We start from the raw sequence: 20140 nt of genomic DNA on the forward strand, positions 1-20140 counted from the left end.
GTCAGTCCAGTTCCACCTTGGCGCGCCGCACCACCTCGCCCCAGCGGGCGATCTCCCGCTTGATGTACGCTTCGAACTGCTCCGGCGTGTCCCCGATCGGCTCCGCGCCTTGCTCCTCGATCTTGGCGCGGACGGCGGGGTCGCGCACCGCGGCCTGGATCTCGGCGGCGAGGCGCTCGATGATGGGTCGCGGCGTGCGGGCGGGCACCTGGATGCCGAACCACGCCACGGCGTCCACCGAGGGGAAGCCCGCTTCGCGCGTCGTCGGCGTGTCCGGCAGGGCCGGGGCGCGCTTCTCGGTCGTCACCGCGAGCGCCCGCATCCGCCCGTCGCGGATGTGACCGAGCGAGGAAGGCAGGTTGTCCACCGCGAGGTCAACGCGCCCGGCGATCACCTCCGTCAGCATCGGCCCGGAGCCGCGGAACGGCACATGGACGAGGTCGATCCCGGCCGCCTGCTTCAGCAGCTCGCCGGTGAGGTGCAGGCTGGTGCCGTTGCCGGAGCTGCCGATGGTGAGCCCGTCGCGGCGGCGCTTGGCCAACGCCACGACATCGGCCAGCGTCCGGGCCTCCACGTTCGGCGCGGCGACGATGACGTTAGGCACCGCCGCCATGTTGGAAACGGCGGCCAAGTCCTCCGGCTTGTAGGGCATGGTATGGCGGTACAAGCCGTAGTTGATCGCCGCCGTGCCGATGGTGGCCATCAACAGCGTGTGCCCGTCGTTCGACTTGGCCACTGCGTCGGCGCCGATGTTGCCGCCTGCGCCGCCGCGGTTCTCCACCACCACGGGCTGGCCCAGCCGGGCGCCCAGCGCGTCGGCCAGGATGCGCGCCAGCAAGTCGGTGGTGCCGCCCGCCGGGAAAGGCACCACGATCCGCACCGGCCGCGTCGGCCACGAGGCGGCGTCGCCTTGGGCATGGGCAGCGCGGCGCGCCCCAGGGAAGGTCGTCGCCGGAAGGAGGGCGGAAACGCCCAGCAACGCGCGGCGGCGCAGGGTGGTGTGCATGGCTGTCGGTCTCTCCCGGTTCGGTGCCGCGCCGGGAAAGTTCGGCCGCGGCGGGGCGGTTTCCGGTAGCCTGGGACGCGGCACCCGCGGCCACAAGCGGGGCGGTGGAGGAAACATGCGCAGAACGCTGCTGGCGACCGCGTTCGCGGTTGGCGCGTCCTTGCCGGTTTCCCGCCAAGCGGCGGCGCAGCAGGTCCAAGTGGTCGTCCCGTTCCCCGCGGGCAGCGGCGGCGACACCGTCGCGCGCATCGTGCAGCCGGCTTTGGCAGAAGAGCTGGGCGCCTCCGGCTTGGTCCGCAACGTGGCCGGCGCGGCCGAGGTGACGCGGGCGAAGCCGGACGGGACGACGCTGCTGCTCACTTCCATGTCCACGGTGGTCATCCAGCCGAGCGTTCCCTACCGCGTGGGGAGCTTCGCGCCGGTCTGCCTGGTCGCGGACGTGGCCACGCGGGCGCGGGCCGAGCCTGGCAAGCTGCCCTTCGCCACGGGCGGGATCGGCGGGCTCGGCCACCTCGCCATGACGGCGCTGACGCGCGCGGCCAGCATCGAGAAGAACCACACGCCTTTGCGCGGCTCCGGCGACGGGGTTGCGACCATGCAGCAGGGCAGCGTGTCCAGGCTCGCCGCCGAGGTCAACTTGGAGCACCAGTACGGCTTCACCCAACCGCGGTGTTCGCCGAAAAGCGGATGCCACAAGACCCGGGCGCGCCCACCGTGCGCGAGCAAGGGCACGACTTGGCCCTCGCGCTACGGGCCGGGCTCTACGCCCCGGCCGGCACGCCGGACGCGATGCTGGACAAGCTGGACGGGGCGTGCGGCCGCGTCCTCCACGCACGCGCCGTGACCGAGGGAATGGCGCGCGCGGCGCATCCCATCCGCCACCCCGGACGACGGTGCTTCTCGGCTTCCACCGAGGTGGAGGCCGAGAAGCACCGAGCCATCATCGAAGCCACGGGCATGCGCCGGGCCGACTGACCGGCCGGGCGCACACTTGGGCTCTGCGGTTGCTAGTAGCGGTAGCGCGGGGCCGTCAGCGCGCCGCCGGCCGCGCCGACACCTCCGCCGATGAGGGCGCCCGTGCCTACGTTCCCCCCGGTCACCGCGCTCACGCCGGCGCCCGCGCCAGCGCCGAGGAGGCCGCCGGACACCGCCCGTCCGCCCGGGGTGCGCCCGCATGCCGCCACGCTGAACGAAACGGCGCCGATGAGCAGCGCGGCCATCAACTTGCGTGTCACAATCGCTTCTCCCTGGTCCGTTACGCCAGCCAAAACGCACGAAGGGCGGCAAAGCGTTCCCTGCCTCTGTTCACGAAATCGTCCGTTGTGCCGGCATGACCCCGCTCAACGCCGCAACACCGGCAGCACGCGTCGGCCGAACGCCTCCATGAACGCCTCCTGGTTGCGGCCGACTTGGTGCGGTTGAATTTCGTCGAAGCCGAGTTCCGCGAGCTGCGCCAAGCGCTCCGCGTGCCAGCCGAGGTCGGAGGAGATCCAGACCGACTCTCGCATGTCCCCCGGTCGGACGAAGCGCGTCGCGGTGTCGAACTCCTCGGGCGTGCGCAACTGCCAGTTCACTTCGCTGCCAAGGACGTTGGTGCGCCACTGCTCGTGCGCGCCGGCCAGCGCTTCCTCCTCGGTCGGCGCACTCCCGCAGGCGCGCGTTGCGCTCCGCCTTTTCCGGCCACACCACGCCGGTGATGCCCTCGTTCAGGCGTTGGCCGCTGCCGAGCGCCAGCCAAAAGCGGCCCGGGAACATCTCGGCCAGCGTTGCCGCGCCCTGAGCCAGGATGGCCGGGTGGTAGCGGTAGCCCGGCGCCGAATCACGCCGAAGGGCAACGCCGTACTCGCCATCGCCGCACCGAGCCAGGACCACGCGAAGCCCGAATGCCCTTGCGCGGCGCCCCAGGGCCGGAAGTGATCGGAGGACATGGCGCAATCGAAACCGGCCGCCTCCGCGGCGCGCGCGAGGGACAGCAGCTCCGAAGGCGGGAACTGCTCGTGGGGCGCGTGGAAGCCGATGCGGGGACGGGACATGCGCTCACCAAAGGCAGAGGCGGCGGGAACTCGCGCCGCCGCACCCGGTTGCCGCCCGCAGCGCGAGCCTCAGGAAAGAACGCATTGTGATTCGAGCCGTCATCTTCGACGTGGACGGGACGCTGGTGGACACCAACGACCTACACGCCGCCTCCTGGGCCGACGCCTTCCGGCGCTTCGGCCACGACATCCCGCAAGACCGCATCCGGCACGAGATCGGCAAGGGCGGCGACCAGCTCATGCCGGCCCTCCTACCCCGGGACGCGGTGGAGCGGCAGGGCGAGGACATCGAAGCGTTCCGCAAGGACCTTTACATGCGCGAGTGCCTGCCGCGGGCGCGCGCCTTCCCGGAGGTGCCGGCGCTGGTCCGGCGCATCCGCGCGGCGGGGCGGAAGATCGTGCTGGCCTCGGCGGGCAGCGCCGCCGAGGTGGACCGCTACAAGGAGACCGCCGGCATCGCCGACCTGATCGACGACGCCACCACGAAGGACGACGCGGATCACTCCAAGCCCTTCCCCGACATCTTCCGGTCGGCGCTCGACCGCATCGCGCCCGTCCCGGCGGAGGACGCAATGGTGGTGGGCGACACGCCTTACGACGCCGAGGCCGCCGAAAAGGCCGGGCTGCGCGCGGTCGGCCTGCTCTGCGGCGGCTTCCCGGAGCACGAGTCGCGGCGGTCCGCCTTCGTCGCCCTGTACCGCGATCCGGCCGATCTGCTGGCGCCGTACGAGCACTCGCCGCTGTCCGAAGGGTGAGTTCCGCCGTGCCGGACCAGCACGCTTGGTGGCAGCGCGGCGTCGTCTACCAAGTGTATCCGCGCTCCTTCCAGGACTCGAACGGCGACGGCGTGGGCGACCTGCCGGGCATCCTGTCGCGCCTCGACCGCCTTTCGGCGCTGGGCGTGGACGCGGTGTGGATATCGCCGATCTGTCCTTCGCCGATGGCCGACTTCGGCTACGACGTGTCGGACTACACGGGCATCGACCCGGCGTTCGGGAGCTTGGAAGACTTCGACCGGCTCGTGGCGGCGGCGCACGCGCGCGGCCTCCGGGTGATCCTGGACTACGTGCCGAACCACAGTTCCGACCGGCACCCCTGGTTCGTCGAGAGCCGCTCCTCGCGTTCGAACCCGAAGCGGAACTGGTACACCTGGCGCGATCCTGCACCGGACGGCGGGCCGCCCAACAATTGGCTGAGCGAGTTCGGCGGCCCCGCCTGGACCTTCGACGCGGCCACGGGCCAGCACTACTACCACGCCTATCTGCCGGCGCAGCCGGACCTGAATTGGCGGAACCCGGAAGTGCGCGCGGCCATGCTGGACGCCTTGCGCTTCTGGCTCGACCACGGCGTGGACGGTTTCCGCGTGGACGCCATCCACCACCTGATCGAGGACGCCGACCTCCGCGACAACCCGCCCAACCCGGACTGGCGCCCCGGCATGTCGCCGGCGCGCAGTCTCATCCGGGCCTACACGATGGACCAGCCGGAGGTGCATGACGCCATCGCCGAGATGCGGCGCGTTTCGGACGGATACCCGGGCGACCGCGTGCTGATCGGCGAGGCGTACCTGCCGATCGACAGGTTGATGATGTACTACGGCGCGGACCTCTCCGGCTTCCACCTGCCCTTCAACTTCCACCTGCTCTCGACGCCTTGGAAGGCGCGGGACATCGCCGCGCTGGTGGAGCGCTACGAGGCGGCGCTGCCGCCGGGCGGCTGGCCCAATTGGGTGCTCGGCAACCACGACCGTTCCCGCGTGGCGAGCCGGCTCGGGCCGGCGCAAGCGCGCGTCGCCGCCATGCTGCTGCTGACGCTGCGCGGCACGCCGACGCTCTACCAGGGCGACGAGATCGGCATGGAGGACGTGCCGATCCCACCCGGACGGGTGCAGGACCCCTGGGAGCGGAACGTGCCGGGCCTCGGCCGCGACCCGGTGCGGACGCCGATGCAGTGGGACGCGGGGCCGAACGCGGGCTTCGCGCCCCCCGGCGCGGAGCCGTGGCTGCCGCTCGCGCCCGACTGGGGCGCCAGGAACGTCGCGGCCCAGGCCGCGGACCCGCGCTCGATGCTGTCGTTGCACCGGGCGCTGCTGGCGCTCAGGCGGGCGGAGCCGGCGCTGTCGGTCGGCTCCTATGCGCCCGTGGAGGGCGCGGCGGAGGACGTGCTGGCCTTTGAGCGGCGGGACGAGGCCACGGGCCGGACCTTGCTGGTGGCGCTGAACCTCGGCGACCGGGAGCGCGACCTGCCCCGCGCCGCGGCGGAGCCGCGCGTCCTGCTTTCGACCCGCATGGACGGCGGGGCGGGACGCCTGCGTTCCGATGAAGGAGTCGTGCTCGGCTGAGGTGCTCCTCTGCCGCCTCGCTTCCCCGTCACCGGGCAGCGGGCCCGCCGGGCCGCTCCGCATCGGCTGGGCGATGCCGCGCCATCGCGGTGGCACCGCGGCATCCAAGGCCGAACAATGCCGGTCGGCGCCTCGGAAACCGCCGGTTGGCGAAAGGCCGGCGGCCGCCCTCAGGTTCGGGGGTGCGCGCTTGTCTGCTCGGTGAAGCTTCGTTACGATCCGCTCCGCCACCGCGGGGAAGCTGTGCTAACCCCGGCCGGAACGCCGCTCGCCGCGGCCGCCGCCCACGTGCTCCTGGCCGTCGCCTCGGCCTGCTCCCCGGATCCGCGCTACTGCTCGCCCCAGCCCGACCGGTTCGAAAGGAACCGTAGTACCGCGCGCGAGAACGACCGAGAGGTACATCCCATCGGAGGCGTCGTACTGACGGCGGTTGCCGCGGCAACCGCGCTCGCAGGCTACCGCTGCTATTGAAGTCATTGACCCGCGCGGCGGCCGCGTCCAGGCCCGTTCGGCACGGCGCGGCAAACCCTCCCACATGCGCGACATCGGATGGTGGAGCCCGGCGGCAGGCGTCTTCCCGCCACGCCGGCTCGCAAGCTTCGGAGCCCGGGTGCTTGCCGCTGATGCGGCTACTTTCCTCGCCGCGTTACCCGGTGCGGGCCGGGCTTCCCGGTGTAAAGGGCGCGGCTCGGGCGTTGGCGCACGGGCTGTGGCATTTCCGCCTCGCGGACGCGACCATTTCCGCGGCGGCACGCGGGGTTCAACTCGCCATCTTGAGGCCCGCGACGCCGGCGAGGATCAGCGCCAAGCAGAAGATGCGCGCGGCGGTGGCCGGGTCGCCTTCGATCGCCATGCCCCAGATCGCCGCGCCGGCGGCGCCGATGCCGGTCCAGATGGCGTAAACGGTGCCGATCGGCAGGGACTGCAAGGCGCGCGACATGCAGTAGAAGCTCACGGCCATCGCCGCGACGGTGGCGACGCTGGGCCAAAGGCGCGAGAAGCCGTCGGTGTATTTGAGCAGCACCGCCCACACCACCTCGAACAGGCCGGCAACGCCGAGCCACACCCACGCCATGCCGTCTTCCTTTCGCGCGTCGTCAGGCGGCCGGGGCCGGCGCGGGCTCGGCCGCGAAGGCTTGGCTGCGCACCAGCCGGGCGTAGAGGCCGCCGGCGGCCATCAGCTCGGCGTGGGTGCCCTGCTCCACGGCGCGGCCACCGTCCATAACCACGATGCGGTCGGCCTCGCGCACGGTGGCGAGGCGATGGGCGATGACGAGCGTCGTCCGGCCCTTGCGGAGCGTCGCCAGCGCCTCCTGCACCGCCGCCTCGTTCGCCGCGTCGAGCGCGCTGGTCGCCTCGTCCAGCAGCAGCACGCGCGGGTCGCGCAGCAGGGCGCGGGCGAGGGCGATCCGCTGCCGCTGGCCGCCCGACAGGCGGTTGCCGCCGGGGCCCAGCGGCGTGTCGTAGCCTTGGGAAAGCGCGGCGACGAAGCCGTGCGCCTGGGCGGCGCGGGCGGCGGCCTCCACCTCCGCCCGGGTCGCGCCGGGGCGGCCGCAGGCGATGTTGGCGAAGGCGGTGTCGTCGAACAGCACCGCGTCCTGCGCGACGTAGGCGATGGCGTCGCGGAGGGAGGCCAGGGCCACCTGCCGCACGTCGGCGCCGTCCAGCCGCACCGCGCCGGCGGTGGCGTCATAGAGGCGCGGCACCAGGGCGAGCGCGGTGGACTTGCCGCCGCCGGAGGGGCCGACCAGGGCCACCGTCTCGCCAGGGCGAGCGGTGAAGGACAGGCCGTGCAGCGCCTTGTCCGCCGTGCCCTCGTAGCGGAAGCCGACCGCGTCGAACTCGACCAGGCCGCGCCCGGCCGGCAGCGGCTCGGCGTCGGGCGCGTCGACCACACGGCGCGGCGCGTCGATCGCGGCGAAAACGCCGGCCAGCCCCGCCAGTCCCTGCTGCAAGGCGGCGTTGAGCGAGCCCAAGGAGCGCACCGGCCGCGCCGCGATCAGCACGGCGGCGACGAAGCCGGTGAACTCGCCGAGCGTCCCCTGGCCGGAGGACACGCGCCAGCCGACGAAGAGCAGCACGGCCGCCACCGCCAGCCCGCCCAGCACCTCCAGCACCGGGTCGAGGGAGGCGCGGATGCGGGCGATCTTGAACAGCGACTCGCGCAGGCCGGCGAAGGCGGAGGCGGCGCGCCTCTCCTCCTGCTCTTCCAACCGGTAGGCGCGCACCAGCCGCGCGGCGGCGAAGCTCTCCGTCAGCGCCGCCGCCGTGTCGCCCATGCGCTCCTGCATGCCCCCCGAGGCGCGGCGGATGCGCTTGCCGAGGCGCAGGATCGGCAGCACCGCGATCGGGTACAGCAGCACCGCGACCAGCGACATCTGCCAGTCGAGCCAGACCATGGAGGCGACGAGGCCCACGATGGTCAGCACGTCCGAGCCGCCGTTGATGGACTTGGTCAGCGCCTCCCGGATGGCGGCCGCGTCCACGGTGAAGCGGGTGGAGTGCCGCGCCGGCGCCTCGCGCGCCACCGCGGCGAGGTCGGCGCGCGTCAGAGCCCGGAACAGCGCCACCTGCAAGCCCTCGATGACCCTCAGCACCACGGACTGCACCGCCACCGCCTGCCCGTACTGCGCCAGCGCCTTGGCGCAGACCACGCCGACGATCACCGGCGGCAGCAGCCACAGCACCGCGCCGTCGCCGGCGTTGAAGCGGTCGAAGGCCTGCTGGATCACCACCGGATAGAGCGCGGTCAGCCCCGCCAGCAGCACGGTGCAGACCACGGCCAGCGCGATGCCGCGCCGGTGGCGGCGCAGGTGCTCGCGGTAGAGGCGGCGGACGAGCGCGCCGGTCGTGTCGGGCAGGGGTGCCATAGCGGATGGGGCGTATCATGCCGCGGCGCTCGTGTCCCAACCCTCCCGGATCGGCCCGCACGCATGAGGCGCGGACTCTATAACTCAGCCGAGGTCAATTCCGATCCAGGCCGCCAGTCCCTTGCCGTTCGGTCAGGCTGCGGCAAATCGTGATGGGCTGACCTACCAAGCGGCCCCGTGGACCAATCCTGGTTCACGTGCCGGGGATGACTGACATGCCGACGCATGGCGTTGCAAAGCTCCCTTACGACGTCCTGACGTGGTTCCTCTCGCTATTCCTGCCTGCCGGGGGTGCCGTGCAGGCGAACCCCTTGGGCTTCCTCGCCGCTGCTACCGTGGTCACGGCGATGTTCGCCGTTTCCGCTTGGGCCGTGGTCAATCGTGACGAGTTCGACAATGGGTACGCGCCTTGGCTGGCGTTGGGCGCGGCCGCATACGCGGGGGTTGTCGTCTACGTGGCTGCGGCCGCTTGAGGCAGCCGCACATCGGTGCCCTCGGACGTGGCGTCCGGGGCGCACTGGCGTCATGAGTGACGCTCAGCGGTCAGTTCACGGAGCCGGCCGCGGCACGCCTCGGCGCCGTCCGCGCAGCCGCGCTCCATCCACCAGGACCGCGCCGCGCCGAGTAGCCGACCGACCTCCGGCCCGGGCGGGACGCCCAGCGCCAGCACGTCGCGGCCGTGCAGCGGGAATTCCGGCCGCTCCATCGCCGAAAGGCGGCGGCGCACGCCCGCCAGATCGCCCGGGGCGCCGCGCGCCTCGGCCAGCAGCGACCGGCCGAGCAGCGCCGCGTGCCCGTCTTCCGCCAAGGCGCGGCGCAGCGCGGCGTCGTTGGCGTCGGAGGGCGGCGCCGGGCCGCGCAACGCGGCCAGCGTCGCCGCCTCGGCGCCGGACATGCGGAGCCGCGAGGCGAGGCCGCCGAAAGCGGTGCCCACCGGGAACAAGGCGGCGAAGCGGAGCAGCGGGTCCGGTGGCGCGTCCCCGATCCCGACCAGCCGCGCCAACGCGGCCACCTCGGTCCCCTCCGGCAGCACCGCGCCCAGCACGCCGGTTTCCCCCATCAGCGCCACCGCGCCGGACGGGTCGGGCGCCGCCAGCAGGCGCTTGATCTCCATCCACACCCGCTCGGCCGAGAGCCGCGCCAGCCCCGGCACCGCGGCGCGTATCGCCGCCAGCGCAGCCGGGTCCGGCTCGCCCCGGCCGTAGCGCGCCTGGAAGCGGAAGAAGCGCAGCGCCCGCAGGTAATCCTCGCGCAGCCGCGTGTCCGGGTCGCCCACGAAGCGCACCCGCCCCGCCGCGAGGTCCTCGCGCCCGCCGAAGTAGTCCCAGAGGCGCCCATCCGCGGCGAGCGACATGGCGTTGATCGTGAAGTCGCGCCGCGCGGCGTCCTCGCGCCAGTCGGTGGTCCACTCCACGGCGGCGTGGCGCCCGTCGGTGGCCACGTCGCGGCGGAGGCTCGTGACCTCGACGGGCTCCCCGCCGAACACGGCGGTGACGGTGCCGTGGGCGAGGCCGGTGTCGAAAACCTTCATCCCGGCCCGGCGCAGGAGCGGCGCCACGGCGTCCGGCGGCAGGGGCGCGGCCACGTCCACGTCATGGACCGGGCGGTCGGCCAGCGCGTCCCGCACGCACCCGCCCACCGCGCGGGCGCCGGGCAGCGCGGCGAGCACGGCGGCGGGCGCGGGCGCCGACAGGAAGGCGGGCGGCGGGGCGATGGCGGCGTGCGGCGGGTCGTCGTCTTCCGCGGTCATCGCTGCGGCGGCGGGGCCGTTTGCTGCGCGCTCGCCGGCGGCGGCGCTTCCCGCGCGTGCCCCCGCACCACCTGGCCATCCTCTCCCAACCGGGCGGGCACGTAGGCCGTGCCCCGCTGTTCCGTGTCCGAGAGCCCGTACCAGATCAGGGCGGCGAGCCCCAGTGCGATGCCGCCCAGCGCCGGGATGAGCACGTTGAGCGGCAACTCCTCGCCGGGGTGCCGGCGGAGCCATAGCAAGTAGGCGGCGGTGGGCAGGAGGAACAGCAGAACGGAAAGGACGGCCATCGGGAACCCATGAAAGCGACCGCGGGGCCGGGACGCGCCCCGCCAGTCGATCGGTCGGTCAGCCCCGCAGCACCCGTGCCAGATTCACGAGGATCGCCGCCGTGGCGCCCCAGATGTAGTGACGTTCGTGCGGCCAGACCCAGAATTCCCGTCGCCGGCCGCGGAATTCGCCGCTGCGCCGCTCCGGCGCCGCAGGGTCCAGCACGGTGGAGAGCGGCAGTTCGAAGGCTTCGGCCACCTCCGCCGGGTCGGGCGTGAGGACGAGCGGCGCCGGCAGGAGCGCCACCACCGGCGTCACGTGGTAGCCGGTGCCGGTCAGGTGCTCGGGCAGGCGGCCGATCAGTTCGGGCAAGCGGGGGTCGAGGCCGACCTCTTCCGCCGCCTCGCGCACCGCCGCCGCTTCCGGCGTCTCGCCCGGTTCCATCCGGCCTCCCGGGAAGCTCACCTGCCCGGCGTGGGAGGACAGGCGCGGGGACCGCAAGGTGAGCAGCACCGAAGGCTCTTCCGGATGCGACACGATGGGCACCAGCACGGCGGCCGGCACGACCCGGCCCGGCTGCGAGACCATCTCCGCGTCGTCGCTGAAGGAGCGCGAGATTCGCGCCAAGACGGCCGTGTCGCCCAGCCGCTCCGCGATGGCCGCAGGGGTCATGGGCGCCTTTTGGGCGCCGCGCCGGCCGTCGCCGCCCGCGTCCTCATGCCGACCGGTTCGGCCCCGCCGTCACTCCGCCGCCGCCGCTTGTGCCGCCGGCGGCGGCGCCACGCCCGACGCGCCGGCGGCCGTCTCGCCGGGCGGGACCTCGTCGATCGGGAAGAAGACGCCCTCGCTCCACACGCCCAGCACCTCGCGCCCGTCGATCGTCTCGGGCTGGGCCAGCGCCACCAATTCGTAGAAGACGGCGCGGTTGATCTTGGCTTCGAGCCCCGGCCGGACCGTGATGTAGGGGCGCGGTTCCCGCGTTTGCGGGCAGAGGTGGACGCGGATCGGGTGCTCCGCGTCGGCCGTCACGATCTCGTCGAGGTTGGTGCGGAAGGTAAGGCACTGGCGGGGCCGGTCGGTGGGCGCGTCCTCGCACACGCAGTCGCGCCACCACAGCTCCACTGCGACGAAGGGCGCGTCCTCCACGTCGATGCGGCCGCGCTCCACCGGCGTTTCCAGCCAGTAGGCGCCGTCCGCCCCCCGTTTCAGCACACTGGCGAACAGGCAGACCAACTCCTTCCGGCCGATCGGGCTGTTGCGGTAGTGCCAGCCGCCATTGCGGTCTATGCGGATGTCGAAATGGCCGCAGTCCCGCTTGGTCCGGGGCATCGCCTGGGGGAAAGAGGGCGTCGCAACCCCCGCCCGGACGGCCTTGGGCGGGGTTCCGGTTGCGACCGGCTCCTTTGCCAGCATCGTCTTGGCCTCCCGTGCCGCTGCCGCTTCGTCCGTGCCGCGTTTGGTCATGGGCTTCCGCTGTTCCATGCCTGTGTGCGAGTTTGGGCCTCGGAAATCGCCCGTCGGGCCTTCGCGGTCCGCACCTCCGGCGCATATAGGGATCGTGGCTGGCATGATTGAAGTGGCGAACCCTACGATGAGCGCAACGGCCGAAGCGGACCCCAAGGCCCTGGTGGCGGAAGCGGAGGCGTTGGCCGCGCGGCTGGCCGGGGTGCGCGAGGCTGTGGGGCGGATCATCTTCGGCCAAGACAGCGTGGTGGAGCAGACGCTCATCACGCTGTTGTCGGGGGGACACGCCTTGCTGGTCGGCGTGCCCGGCCTCGGCAAGACCCGGCTGGTGGAGACGCTCGGCACCGTGCTCGGCCTGGACGCCAAGCGGGTGCAATTCACCCCGGACCTGATGCCGGCGGACATCCTCGGCTCCGAGGTTCTGGAGGAGGGGGAGGACGGCCGCCGCCACTTCCGCTTCATCCCCGGCCCGGTGTTCTGCCAACTCCTGATGGCGGACGAGATCAACCGCGCCTCGCCCCGGACGCAATCGGCTCTGTTGCAGGCGATGCAGGAGCAGCGGGTGGCCGTCGCCGGCGTGATCCACCCCGTGCCCACGCCCTTCCATGTGCTCGCGACGCAGAACCCCATCGAGCAGGAGGGCACCTACCCCCTGCCGGAAGCGCAACTCGACCGCTTCCTCTTGGAGGTGGAGGTCTCCTACCCGGACGAGGCGGCGGAGCGGGCCATGCTGCTCGCCACCACCGGCGCGCACAACCCGCGGCCGCACCAAGCCCTGACGGCGCAGGAATTGATCGCCGCCCAAGCGCTGATCCGCCGCATCCCGGTGGCCGAGGGCGTGTTGGACGCCATCCTCAAGCTGGTGCGGAACGCCCGGCCGGAAGAAAGCCCGCTCGAGTCCGTGCGCCGCAACCTGTCCTGGGGCCCGGGGCCGCGGGCGGCGCAGGCGCTGATGCTCGCGACGCGGGCGCGGGCGGTGCTGGACGGCCGCCTTTCGCCCTCGGTCGATGACGTGCTGGCCCTGGCCGAGCCGGTGCTGCGGCACCGCATGGCGCTCAACTTCGCCGCCCGCGCCGACGGCGTGCGGCTCCCGGAGGTGATCGACACCCTCAAGGGCCAGGTTGCGTAGCGCGGGCGCCGAGGGCTTTTCGGCGGGCGGCGGCATCGCTGCGTCTAGGCCCGGCGCGGCCTCCACCGCGCTGCGGGCCGAAGCGCTGGGGGCGCGTCTGCCGCCCCTGGTGGTCGCGGCCGACCGCGTCGCCGCCACCGTCATGCAGGGCGTCCACGGCCGGCGGCGGTCCGGCCAGGGCGATGCTTTCTGGCAATTCCGGCCCTTCGTGACCGGCGATGTCCCCGCGCGCATCGACTGGCGGCAGAGCGCCAAGTCGGACCGCCTGTTCATCCGCGAAACCGAATGGGAAGCGGCGCAGACCGTGGCGCTGTGGCGCGACGCGTCCCCTTCCATGGCGTGGCGCTCCGGCCCGGCGGTGCCGAACAAGAGGGAACGGGCGGAACTGCTGCTGCTCGCCACCGCTTCCCTGCTTCTGCGGGGCGGCGAGCAGGTGCGCCTGATCGGCGACCCGGGGCGGAACCACGCGGGGCACGCCGGGCTGGAAGCGGTGGCCAACGCGCTCGGGCACAGGGCGGCGGCACCGGCCGCCACGGGTGCTAGCGGCGCGGAGGAGCCAGGTGTTCCGTCCAATGACCCCGCCCTGCCCCGCCACGCGCGCACCGTGCTGTTCGGCGATTTCCTGTCGCCGCTCGACGACATCCGCCGGAGCGTGTCCGCGCTGGCCGCGCGGCCCTTGCGCGGACATCTGGTGCAGATCCTCGACCCGGCCGAGGAAACCCTGCCCTACCGCGGCCGCATCCGCTTTGAGGGGCTGGAGGCCGAGGCGCCGAGCCTAGTGCCCCGCGTGGAGAACGTGCGGGAACTGTACGAGGAACGGTTGCATCTTCATCGCGCGGGGGTTGCGGCTATCGCCGCCGCGGCGGGTTGGGGTTTCTTGACGCACCGGACCGATCAACCGCCGGGGCAAGTGCTGCTGGCATTGTGGCAAGCGCTGGCGCCACAATAGGCGCGCGCCATATGCCGAGCCTGACATGCTGAGTTTGGGTCCCCTGGCCTTCGCGGCCCCTTGGCTGCTCGTCGCCCTCGCGGCCCTGCCGGCGCTGTGGTGGCTGCTGCGCGTCACGCCGCCCACCCCGCGTCGCGTTTCTTTCCCGGCGGTGCGACTGCTGCACGACCTTCCGGTGTCGGAGGAAACGCCGTCGCGCACGCCGTGGTGGCTGCTGCTGCTCCGCATCGCGGCGGCGGCGCTGGTGATCCTCGGCCTCGCGCGGCCGGTGTGGGGCCCGGGCGCCGGCGCGGGCGGCGAAGGCCCGTTGCTGCTGGTGGTGGACGACGGCTGGGCGGCCGCGGCAGACTGGCCCGCGCGCTCGGCCGCCGCGACCGCGGCGCTGGACCGCGCCGAGCGGGAAGGCCGGACCGCCGCCCTGCTCGCCACCGCGCCCGCCGAAACCGGGGAAGCGCCGCGCGTGCTCGGCCCCATGCCCGCCACAGACCTCCGCACCCGCTTGGCGGCGCTGCGGCCGAAGCCCTGGGCGCCGGACCACGCCGCCGCGCTGGAAGCCCTCAACGCTTGGCGCGCCGCCAACCCCGGCCCGCCGCTCGCCTCCGTCGCCGTGTCGGACGGCGTGGAGCACGCCGTGGGGCAGGGCGCCGTCGCCGAGGCGCTGCAACAAGCGCTCGCTGCGGCGGGGCCGCTGACGGTCGCGCGCTCCGACCGGCCGGTGCGCCTCTTGCCCCCGCCCATCGCGGAAGCCGACCGGCTGCGCTTGCGGGTGCAGCAGGTGCCCTTCCCCGCCGCGTCCGAGGCGGTGGTGCTGGCCCGAACCGGGGACGGCCGCGCGCTGGCCCGCGCCGCCGTGCCGCTGCCCGAGAACGCCGCTTCGGCCGAAGCGGTGCTGGAATTGCCCGTCGAACTCCGCAACCAAGTGGTCCGGCTGGAACTGGAGGGCACGCCCGGAGCCGGCGGCGTGCTGCTGCTCGACGAGCGCTTCCGCCGCCGTCCTGTGGGATTGCTGCCCGGCGCGGAGGAGAGCGCGGACACGCCGCTGATCGGCGACCTGTTCTACCTGGACCGCGCACTCGCCCCCTACGCCGAGATGCGGCGCGGCCCGTTGGACCGCCTGCTTTCGCGCCCGATCGCCGTGCTCGCCTTGGCCGATCGCCCGGTGGCGGAGGGGCCGGAGCGGGACGCGCTCGCCAAGTGGATCGAGGAGGGCGGCACGCTGATCCGCTTCGCCGGCCCGCGCGTCGCCGAACGGCCGGACACGCTCCTGCCGGTGCCGCTGCGCGCCGAGCGGCAATTGGGCGGCTCGCTGTCTTGGGAGCAGCCGCAGCGCCTCGCGCCCTTCCCGGCCGGCTCGCCCTTCGCCGGCCTGCCCGTGCCGGAGGAGGTGACGGTGGAGCGGCAGGTGCTGGCCGAGCCCTCGCCGCGCCTCACCGAGCGGAGCTGGGCGCGGCTCGCGGACGGCACGCCGCTGGTCACGGCGGAGTCGCGCGGCCGGGGGCGCATCGTGCTGTTCCACGTCACCGCCACCGCCGAATGGTCCAACCTGCCGCTGTCGGGCCTGTTCGTGCAGATGCTGCGGCGGATCGTGGCGCTTTCCGCCGGCATCCAGGGCGCGGAAGCGGAAGCGGCGCTGCCGCCGGTGGAGACGCTGGACGGCTTCGGCCGCCTCGGTTCGCCCCCGCCCGCGGCCGTGCCCCTCGCCGGCTCGGCCTTCGACTCGACCGTGCCCTCGCCGCGCCATCCGCCGGGCTGGTACGGCACGGCGGGCGGCAACGGTGACGCGGCCAGCGCCGCGGCCTACCGCCGGGCGCTCAACCTCGGCGGCGCGTTGCCGCCGCCGCGCGCCGCCGCTCCGCCGCCCGCCGGCGCCGAGCTGCTGCAAGTGGGCGGCGTGCCGGGCGAGCGCGACCTCGGGCCGTGGCTGTTGGCCTTGGCGCTGCTGCTGCTCGCCGGGGACCTCTTGATCGGGCTGCGCCTGCGCGGGCTGCTGCGCCCGGCCGCAGCGGCGCTCGCCCTCGCGCTGTTCTCCGCCGCGCCCGCCCCCGCGCAGGCGCAAACGGAAGGCGCGGCGCCGGCGCTGGCCACGCGCCTCGCCTATGTCGTCACCGGCGATCCAGGAGTCGACGAAACGGTGCGCATGGGACTCGTCGGCCTGTCGGACTACGTCAACCGCCGCACCGCCGCGGCGTTGGCGGAGCCGGCGGCGGTGGTGCCGGGGCAGAACGACCTCGCCTTCTTCCCCCTGCTCTACTGGACCGTGACGCCGGACGCGCCCGTGCCGGACGCGCGCGCGGTGGCGGCGCTGAACGAGTTCATGCGCAACGGCGGCATCATCCTGTTCGACACCCGCGACGAGGGCTCGGGAGAGGGCTTCGCGCCGGGCGCCCGCGCCGCGCTCCGTCGCGTCACGCGCGACCTCGCCGTGCCGGCGCTGGCGCCGGTGGCGGAGGACCACGTGCTGAAACGCGCCTTCTACCTGCTGACGGACCTGCCGGGCCGCTTCGCCGGCGGCACCGTCTGGGTGGCGCGCGACGTGGACCGGGCGAACGACAGCGTTTCGCCGGTCATCATCGGCGGGCACGATTGGGCGAGCGCCTGGGCGATCGACGGGCGCGGGCAGAACCCCTTCGCGGTGGTGCCCGGCGGCGCGCGGCAGCGCACCCTCGCTTACCGTTTCGGCGCCAACCTCGTGATGTACGCGCTGACCGGCAACTACAAGGGCGACCAGGTCCACGTGCCGGCCATCCTGGAGCGGTTGGGGAACTGAATGGCGACCTTGGGCTCCGCGCTGCTGCTGGTCGTGCCCGTTTGGGCCGCCGCCCTGGTCACGCCGGGCCCGGACACGCTGGCGGTGGCGCACAGCGCGCTGAGGGGCGGGCGCCGCGCGGGCATCGCCTGCATGGCGGGCGTCTCCACCGGAGCGGCCGTCTGGGCGCTCGGGGCGCTCGCGGGATTGGCGCTGCTGTTCGAGAGGGCCGCGTGGGCGTACCGCGCGGTGGTGCTGTTCGGCGCGGCCTACTTGGTCGTGACGGGGCTGCGGATGCTGTGGTCGGCGTGGCGCTGGCCCGCGGCGGCGACGGCCGGGGCGGCGCCGGTTCGGGGGCGCGCGTCGCCCGGGGCGCGGGCGGCGTTCCGGCGCGGGCTGGTGACGCACCTGGCGAACCCGAAGGCGGCCGTGTTCTTCGGCAGCCTGTTCGCGGTGGCGCTGCCGCCCGGCGCGGCGGGGTGGGCCGGGCCGGCGCTGGCCGGCGTGGTGGTGGCGATGACGGCGGCCTGGTACGGCGCCATCGCGCTCGCGGTGACGCGGCGGCCTGTGGCGGCGGCCTACGCGCGCGCGGAGCGCGGCCTCACCGGCGCCACGGGGGCGCTGCTCGCGGGCCTCGGCGCGCGGCTCGCGTGGCAGGAGGCGCGCTGACATGACCCGAGCCGTCTCCACCGTCGATTTCGCCCCCGTCCTGCCGATGTGGCTCCTGGTGGCGCTAGCCGCGGCGGCGCTGCTGGTGCTCGTCCCCGCCTTTTGGCGCCGCGCCCGCGGCGCGTGGCTGCGCGCCGCCGTGTTCACGCTGCTGCTCTTGGCGCTGGCGAACCCGCGCCTGGTCGAGGAAACGCGCGAGACGCGGCCCGACGTCGCGCTGCTGCTGGTGGACCGCAGCGACAGCGCGCGCATCGGCGACCGCGCGGCGCGGATCGAGGCCGCGCGGCAAGCGATCGAAGCGCGCGCCGGCCGCCTGCCGGAGTTGGAACTCCGCACCGTCGAGGTGCCGGAGGCCGGCAACCAGGGCACGCGCCTGTTCTCGGCGCTGGAGCGGGCGCTGGGCGAGGTGCCGCGCGCGCGCCTCGCCGGCGTCATCGCCCTGACCGACGGGCAGGCGCACGACGCGCCGGAAACCCCGGCCTTCGACGCCCCCTTCCACGCCCTGCTGCCCGGCCGCCCAGGCGAAACCGACCGCCGCCTGCGCCTGGTCGAGGCGCCGGGCTTCGGCATCGTCGGGCGCGAGGTCGAGTTGCGGGTCGCCGTGGAGGACCTGGGCGTCCCCGAGGCGGTCGGCGGCGGCGCGGCGCGGCTCTCCATCCGCCGCGACGGCGGCGCGCCGCGCGTGGAAAGCGTGCCGGTCGGGCGCGAGCACCGCATCTCCATCCCCATCGAGCGCGGCGGCCCCACGGTGGTCGAACTGTCCGCCGAGGCCCGGCCGGGCGAGGTGAGCGAGCTGAACAACCGCGCCGTGGTGACGATCAACGGCGTGCGCGACCGGCTCCGGGTGCTGCTGGTCTCGGGCGAGCCGCACGCGGGCGAGCGCACTTGGCGGCGGCTCTTGAAGGCCGACCCTGGCGTGGACCTGGTCCACTTCACCATCCTCCGCCCGCCGGAGAAGGACGACCTGACGCCGCTCAACGAGCTGGCGCTGATCGCCTTCCCGGTGCGCGAGCTGTTCCAGGTGAAGCTGCGCGAGTTCGACCTGATCGTTTTCGACCGCTTCTCCAACCGCGGCATCCTGCCGCCCGCCTACCTCCGCAACATCGCCGAGCACGTGCGAGGCGGCGGCGCGCTGCTGATGTCGGTCGGGCCGGAGTTCGCCGGGCCGACCAGCCTCGCCGCCACGCCGCTCGGCACGGTGCTGCCGGCGCGCCCGGTCGCCCTGCCGCGCGGCGCGGGGGGCAACGGCGGCGGCGCGGCCGAGGGCGCGTTCCGGCCCCGCGTCACCGCCGAGGGCGCGCGGCACCCGGTGACGGAAGGCCTCACCGGCGCCAACCCGGACCCGAACGCCGAAGCCGCCTGGGGCCGCTGGTACCGCTCCATGCGCGCCGACCAGCGGGGCGGCACGACCGTCATGGAGGCGGCCGGCGGCGCTCCCCTGATGGTGCTGGACCGCGTGGGCGAGGGCCGCGTGGCCCTGCTGCTCTCGGACCACATCTGGCTTTGGTCGCGCGGGCACGACGGCGGCGGCCCGCAGGCCGAGCTGCTGCGGCGCGCCGCGCACTGGCTGATGCGCGAGCCGGAGCTGGAGGAGGAGGACCTCACCGCCCGCATAGAAGGCGAGCGCCTCTTCGTGCGCCGCCGCAGCGTCGAGGCGGGCGAGCCGCCGGAGGTGTCGGTGACGGCGCCGGACGGAACGGTGACGCGCCACCGGCTCAGCCCGGAAGGCGGCGGCCGCGCCGGCGTGGACGTGCCGGCGGAGCAGCCCGGCGTGTGGCAGGCGTCGGACGGCAGGCGCAACGCCTTCGCCGCCGCCGCCTCCGCCAACCCGGCCGAGATCGCCGACCTGCGGGCCGACGTCACGCCCTTGCAGCCGGTGCTCGCGGCGACGGGCGGCGCGCTGCGCTGGATGGGCGATGGCGCAGAACCCGCCCTGCCGGAGTTGCGCCGCGTCCAACCGGGCCGAGATACGCAGGGCGGCGGCTGGATCGGCCTCCGCCGCAACGGCGACCACACCGTGACGGGCATCGCCGCCATGCCCCTGCTGCCGCCTTGGCTGGCGCTGCCGTTGGTGCTGGGCGTGGCGGTGCTGGCGTGGCGGCGGGAGGGGAAATGAAGCGTCGGGTTCTGCTCTGCTCGTGGGCGCTGGCGGCGGCGGCGGGTTGCGCCACCGGGCCGACGCTGGAGCAGCGGTTGCTGCCGTTCGTCGGGCGCGGCGAGGGGGACCTCGTGGCCACGCTCGGCGTGCCGGAGCGCACCTACGAGGTCGAGGGACGCAAATTCCTGACCTTCGAGGAGCAGCGGTCCTACGTCGTCGCGGGCGCCCCTTCCCCCTACTTCGGGTATTACGGCCGCTTCGGCCCCTCCTTCGCGCCGCCGGGCTACATCGTCCGCACCTGCGAGATCACCTTCGCCGTGCGCCAGGGCCGGGTGGAGAGCTACACCTACCGCGGGGACGGCTGCCGGTGAGGGGGCTGGCCCGCGCCGGGGCCAGGGGCTAAGACGCCGGGATGCGCCGCAGCACCCGACACGGCCTCGTCTTCGCCGCCGCCCTGCTCGGCTGGGGAGTGGCGCTGCCCGCGCCCGAGGCCGCCGCGCAATTCCGCAACTCCGCGCCACGCACCGACCAGGGGCCGGCGGTGCGGCCGCCGCCGCCGGCGCTGCCGGGCCTCCAGGGCAGGCGGGCGCCGGAACCCATCCCGGGCGACCCGAACCAGAGCCTCGCGCCCAACGCCGCGCTGTTCGACGCCATCAACCGCGGCGACCTCGCCGCCGCGCGCGACGCGGTGGCGCGCGGCGCCGACACCGAAGCGCGCAACGTGCTCGGCCTGACCCCGGTGGACGCCGCCGTGGACCAGGGGCGGACGGAGATCATGTTCTACCTCCTGTCGGTGCGCGGCGCCTCCCGCGCCGCGC

General features: G+C 74.1%; 19 protein-coding genes and 3 pseudogenes. 11 read left to right on the forward strand and 11 right to left on the reverse strand.

Translation table 11 applies throughout. From position 1 onward, the window contains the following. Position 1: 1 nt before the first annotated feature. Positions 2-1006, reverse strand: a complete 1005-nt coding sequence (locus tag ABD067_RS09360) for a Bug family tripartite tricarboxylate transporter substrate binding protein (RefSeq protein WP_343894978.1) — start codon at positions 1004-1006, stop codon at positions 2-4. Positions 1007-1121: 115 nt separating this feature from the next. Between ABD067_RS09360 and ABD067_RS09365 the strand changes: the two genes are divergently transcribed. Next, positions 1122-1850 (forward strand): Bug family tripartite tricarboxylate transporter substrate binding protein, encoded by a 729-nt coding sequence (locus ABD067_RS09365; RefSeq protein ID WP_343894979.1) that lies wholly within the window; start codon positions 1122-1124, stop codon positions 1848-1850. 163 nt (positions 1851-2013) lie between these two features. On the opposite strand, the gene ABD067_RS09370 is transcribed toward ABD067_RS09365, so the two are convergent. The 4 genes and pseudogenes from ABD067_RS09370 to ABD067_RS26400 form a co-directional block, all read right to left on the reverse strand. Next, a complete protein-coding gene (locus ABD067_RS09370; protein ID WP_343894980.1) occupies positions 2014-2241 on the reverse strand; it encodes a hypothetical protein in 228 nt (75 codons plus the stop codon). A gap of 105 nt (positions 2242-2346) precedes the next feature. Further along, positions 2347-2580 carry a hypothetical protein gene (locus ABD067_RS09375; protein WP_343894981.1) on the reverse strand — a complete coding sequence of 78 codons (234 nt, stop codon included), beginning with the start codon at positions 2578-2580 and terminating at the stop codon, positions 2347-2349. 76 nt (positions 2581-2656) lie between these two features. Next, positions 2657-2878 (reverse strand): annotated as a pseudogene (locus ABD067_RS26395) (LLM class flavin-dependent oxidoreductase); the annotation flags it as partial. Further along, a pseudogene (locus ABD067_RS26400) lies at positions 2857-3039 on the reverse strand (F420-dependent glucose-6-phosphate dehydrogenase); the annotation flags it as partial. The pseudogenes ABD067_RS26400 and ABD067_RS26395, both read right to left, overlap by 22 nt. A gap of 86 nt (positions 3040-3125) precedes the next feature. Between ABD067_RS26400 and ABD067_RS09380 the strand changes: the two are divergent. Then, positions 3126-3794 carry an HAD family hydrolase gene (locus ABD067_RS09380; protein ID WP_343894982.1) on the forward strand — a complete coding sequence of 223 codons (669 nt, stop codon included), beginning with the start codon at positions 3126-3128 and terminating at the stop codon, positions 3792-3794. 8 nt (positions 3795-3802) lie between these two features. Next, a complete protein-coding gene (locus ABD067_RS09385) occupies positions 3803-5380 on the forward strand; it encodes an alpha-amylase family glycosyl hydrolase (protein WP_343894983.1) in 1578 nt (525 codons plus the stop codon). 760 nt (positions 5381-6140) lie between these two features. Here the strand turns inward: ABD067_RS09385 and sugE are convergent. Next, positions 6141-6455, reverse strand: coding sequence for a quaternary ammonium compound efflux SMR transporter SugE (gene sugE, locus ABD067_RS09390; protein ID WP_343894984.1), 315 nt, complete (start codon positions 6453-6455; stop codon positions 6141-6143). A 22-nt stretch (positions 6456-6477) separates the two neighbouring features. Next, complete coding sequence (locus ABD067_RS09395) at positions 6478-8250, reverse strand: ABC transporter ATP-binding protein (RefSeq protein ID WP_343894985.1); 1773 nt, start codon at positions 8248-8250, stop codon at positions 6478-6480. A 215-nt stretch (positions 8251-8465) separates the two neighbouring features. On the opposite strand from ABD067_RS09395, the gene ABD067_RS09400 reads away from it, so the two are divergent. After that, positions 8466-8723, forward strand: a complete 258-nt coding sequence (locus ABD067_RS09400; protein WP_343894986.1) for a hypothetical protein — start codon at positions 8466-8468, stop codon at positions 8721-8723. Positions 8724-8773: 50 nt separating this feature from the next. Here the strand turns inward: ABD067_RS09400 and ABD067_RS09405 are convergent, their stop codons facing one another. From ABD067_RS09405 to ABD067_RS09420, 4 genes are all read right to left on the reverse strand, one after another. Continuing rightward, the gene (locus ABD067_RS09405; RefSeq protein WP_343894987.1) at positions 8774-10000 is read right to left on the reverse strand and encodes a CCA tRNA nucleotidyltransferase; all 1227 of its coding nucleotides are present in this window, start codon (positions 9998-10000) and stop codon (positions 8774-8776) included. Then, complete coding sequence (locus ABD067_RS09410; RefSeq protein ID WP_343894988.1) at positions 9997-10287, reverse strand: hypothetical protein; 291 nt, start codon at positions 10285-10287, stop codon at positions 9997-9999. The genes ABD067_RS09405 and ABD067_RS09410 overlap by 4 nt, the downstream gene beginning before the upstream one ends. Positions 10288-10345: 58 nt before the next feature. Further along, positions 10346-10939 carry a CoA pyrophosphatase gene (locus tag ABD067_RS09415; protein ID WP_343894989.1) on the reverse strand — a complete coding sequence of 198 codons (594 nt, stop codon included), beginning with the start codon at positions 10937-10939 and terminating at the stop codon, positions 10346-10348. A gap of 69 nt (positions 10940-11008) precedes the next feature. Further along, a complete protein-coding gene (locus tag ABD067_RS09420) occupies positions 11009-11731 on the reverse strand; it encodes a DUF1285 domain-containing protein (RefSeq protein WP_343894990.1) in 723 nt (240 codons plus the stop codon). A gap of 127 nt (positions 11732-11858) precedes the next feature. On the opposite strand from ABD067_RS09420, the gene ABD067_RS09425 reads away from it, so the two are divergent. From ABD067_RS09425 to ABD067_RS09455, 7 genes and pseudogenes are all read left to right on the forward strand, one after another. Further along, positions 11859-12860, forward strand: a complete 1002-nt coding sequence (locus tag ABD067_RS09425; protein ID WP_343894991.1) for an AAA family ATPase — start codon at positions 11859-11861, stop codon at positions 12858-12860. After that, entirely contained in the window at positions 12853-13809 is a 957-nt protein-coding gene (locus tag ABD067_RS09430) for a DUF58 domain-containing protein (protein ID WP_343894992.1), read from the forward strand. The genes ABD067_RS09425 and ABD067_RS09430 overlap by 8 nt, the downstream gene beginning before the upstream one ends. A gap of 25 nt (positions 13810-13834) precedes the next feature. Next, a complete protein-coding gene (locus tag ABD067_RS09435) occupies positions 13835-16576 on the forward strand; it encodes a DUF4159 domain-containing protein (protein ID WP_343894993.1) in 2742 nt (913 codons plus the stop codon). Further along, positions 16577-17224 carry a LysE family transporter gene (locus tag ABD067_RS09440; RefSeq protein WP_343894994.1) on the forward strand — a complete coding sequence of 216 codons (648 nt, stop codon included), beginning with the start codon at positions 16577-16579 and terminating at the stop codon, positions 17222-17224. Position 17225: 1 nt separating this feature from the next. Continuing rightward, complete coding sequence (locus ABD067_RS09445) at positions 17226-19340, forward strand: hypothetical protein (RefSeq protein ID WP_343894995.1); 2115 nt, start codon at positions 17226-17228, stop codon at positions 19338-19340. Then, complete coding sequence (locus ABD067_RS09450; RefSeq protein ID WP_343894996.1) at positions 19337-19693, forward strand: hypothetical protein; 357 nt, start codon at positions 19337-19339, stop codon at positions 19691-19693. The genes ABD067_RS09445 and ABD067_RS09450 overlap by 4 nt, the downstream gene beginning before the upstream one ends. A gap of 41 nt (positions 19694-19734) precedes the next feature. Next, a pseudogene (locus ABD067_RS09455) lies at positions 19735-20140 on the forward strand (ankyrin repeat domain-containing protein); the annotation flags it as partial.

The organism is Craurococcus roseus (genome assembly GCF_039523795.1).
Lineage (GTDB): Bacteria > Pseudomonadota > Alphaproteobacteria > Acetobacterales > Acetobacteraceae > Craurococcus > Craurococcus roseus.

Bases quoted from the DNA above. Each gene is read 5' to 3' on its own strand.
- ABD067_RS09360 (WP_343894978.1), bottom strand. From the start codon at position 1,006: ATGCACACCACCCTGCGCCGCCGCGCGTTGCTGGGCGTTTCCGCCCTC.
- ABD067_RS09365 (WP_343894979.1), top strand. From the start codon at position 1,122: ATGCGCAGAACGCTGCTGGCGACCGCGTTCGCGGTTGGCGCGTCCTTG.
- sugE (WP_343894984.1), bottom strand. From the start codon at position 6,455: ATGGCGTGGGTGTGGCTCGGCGTTGCCGGCCTGTTCGAGGTGGTGTGG.
- ABD067_RS09395 (WP_343894985.1), bottom strand. From the start codon at position 8,250: ATGGCACCCCTGCCCGACACGACCGGCGCGCTCGTCCGCCGCCTCTAC.
- ABD067_RS09400 (WP_343894986.1), top strand. From the start codon at position 8,466: ATGCCGACGCATGGCGTTGCAAAGCTCCCTTACGACGTCCTGACGTGG.
- ABD067_RS09405 (WP_343894987.1), bottom strand. From the start codon at position 10,000: ATGACCGCGGAAGACGACGACCCGCCGCACGCCGCCATCGCCCCGCCG.
- ABD067_RS09410 (WP_343894988.1), bottom strand. From the start codon at position 10,287: ATGGCCGTCCTTTCCGTTCTGCTGTTCCTCCTGCCCACCGCCGCCTAC.
- ABD067_RS09415 (WP_343894989.1), bottom strand. From the start codon at position 10,939: ATGACCCCTGCGGCCATCGCGGAGCGGCTGGGCGACACGGCCGTCTTG.
- ABD067_RS09420 (WP_343894990.1), bottom strand. From the start codon at position 11,731: ATGACCAAACGCGGCACGGACGAAGCGGCAGCGGCACGGGAGGCCAAG.
- ABD067_RS09425 (WP_343894991.1), top strand. From the start codon at position 11,859: ATGAGCGCAACGGCCGAAGCGGACCCCAAGGCCCTGGTGGCGGAAGCG.
- ABD067_RS09435 (WP_343894993.1), top strand. From the start codon at position 13,835: ATGCTGAGTTTGGGTCCCCTGGCCTTCGCGGCCCCTTGGCTGCTCGTC.
- ABD067_RS09440 (WP_343894994.1), top strand. From the start codon at position 16,577: ATGGCGACCTTGGGCTCCGCGCTGCTGCTGGTCGTGCCCGTTTGGGCC.
- ABD067_RS09445 (WP_343894995.1), top strand. From the start codon at position 17,226: ATGACCCGAGCCGTCTCCACCGTCGATTTCGCCCCCGTCCTGCCGATG.
- ABD067_RS09450 (WP_343894996.1), top strand. From the start codon at position 19,337: ATGAAGCGTCGGGTTCTGCTCTGCTCGTGGGCGCTGGCGGCGGCGGCG.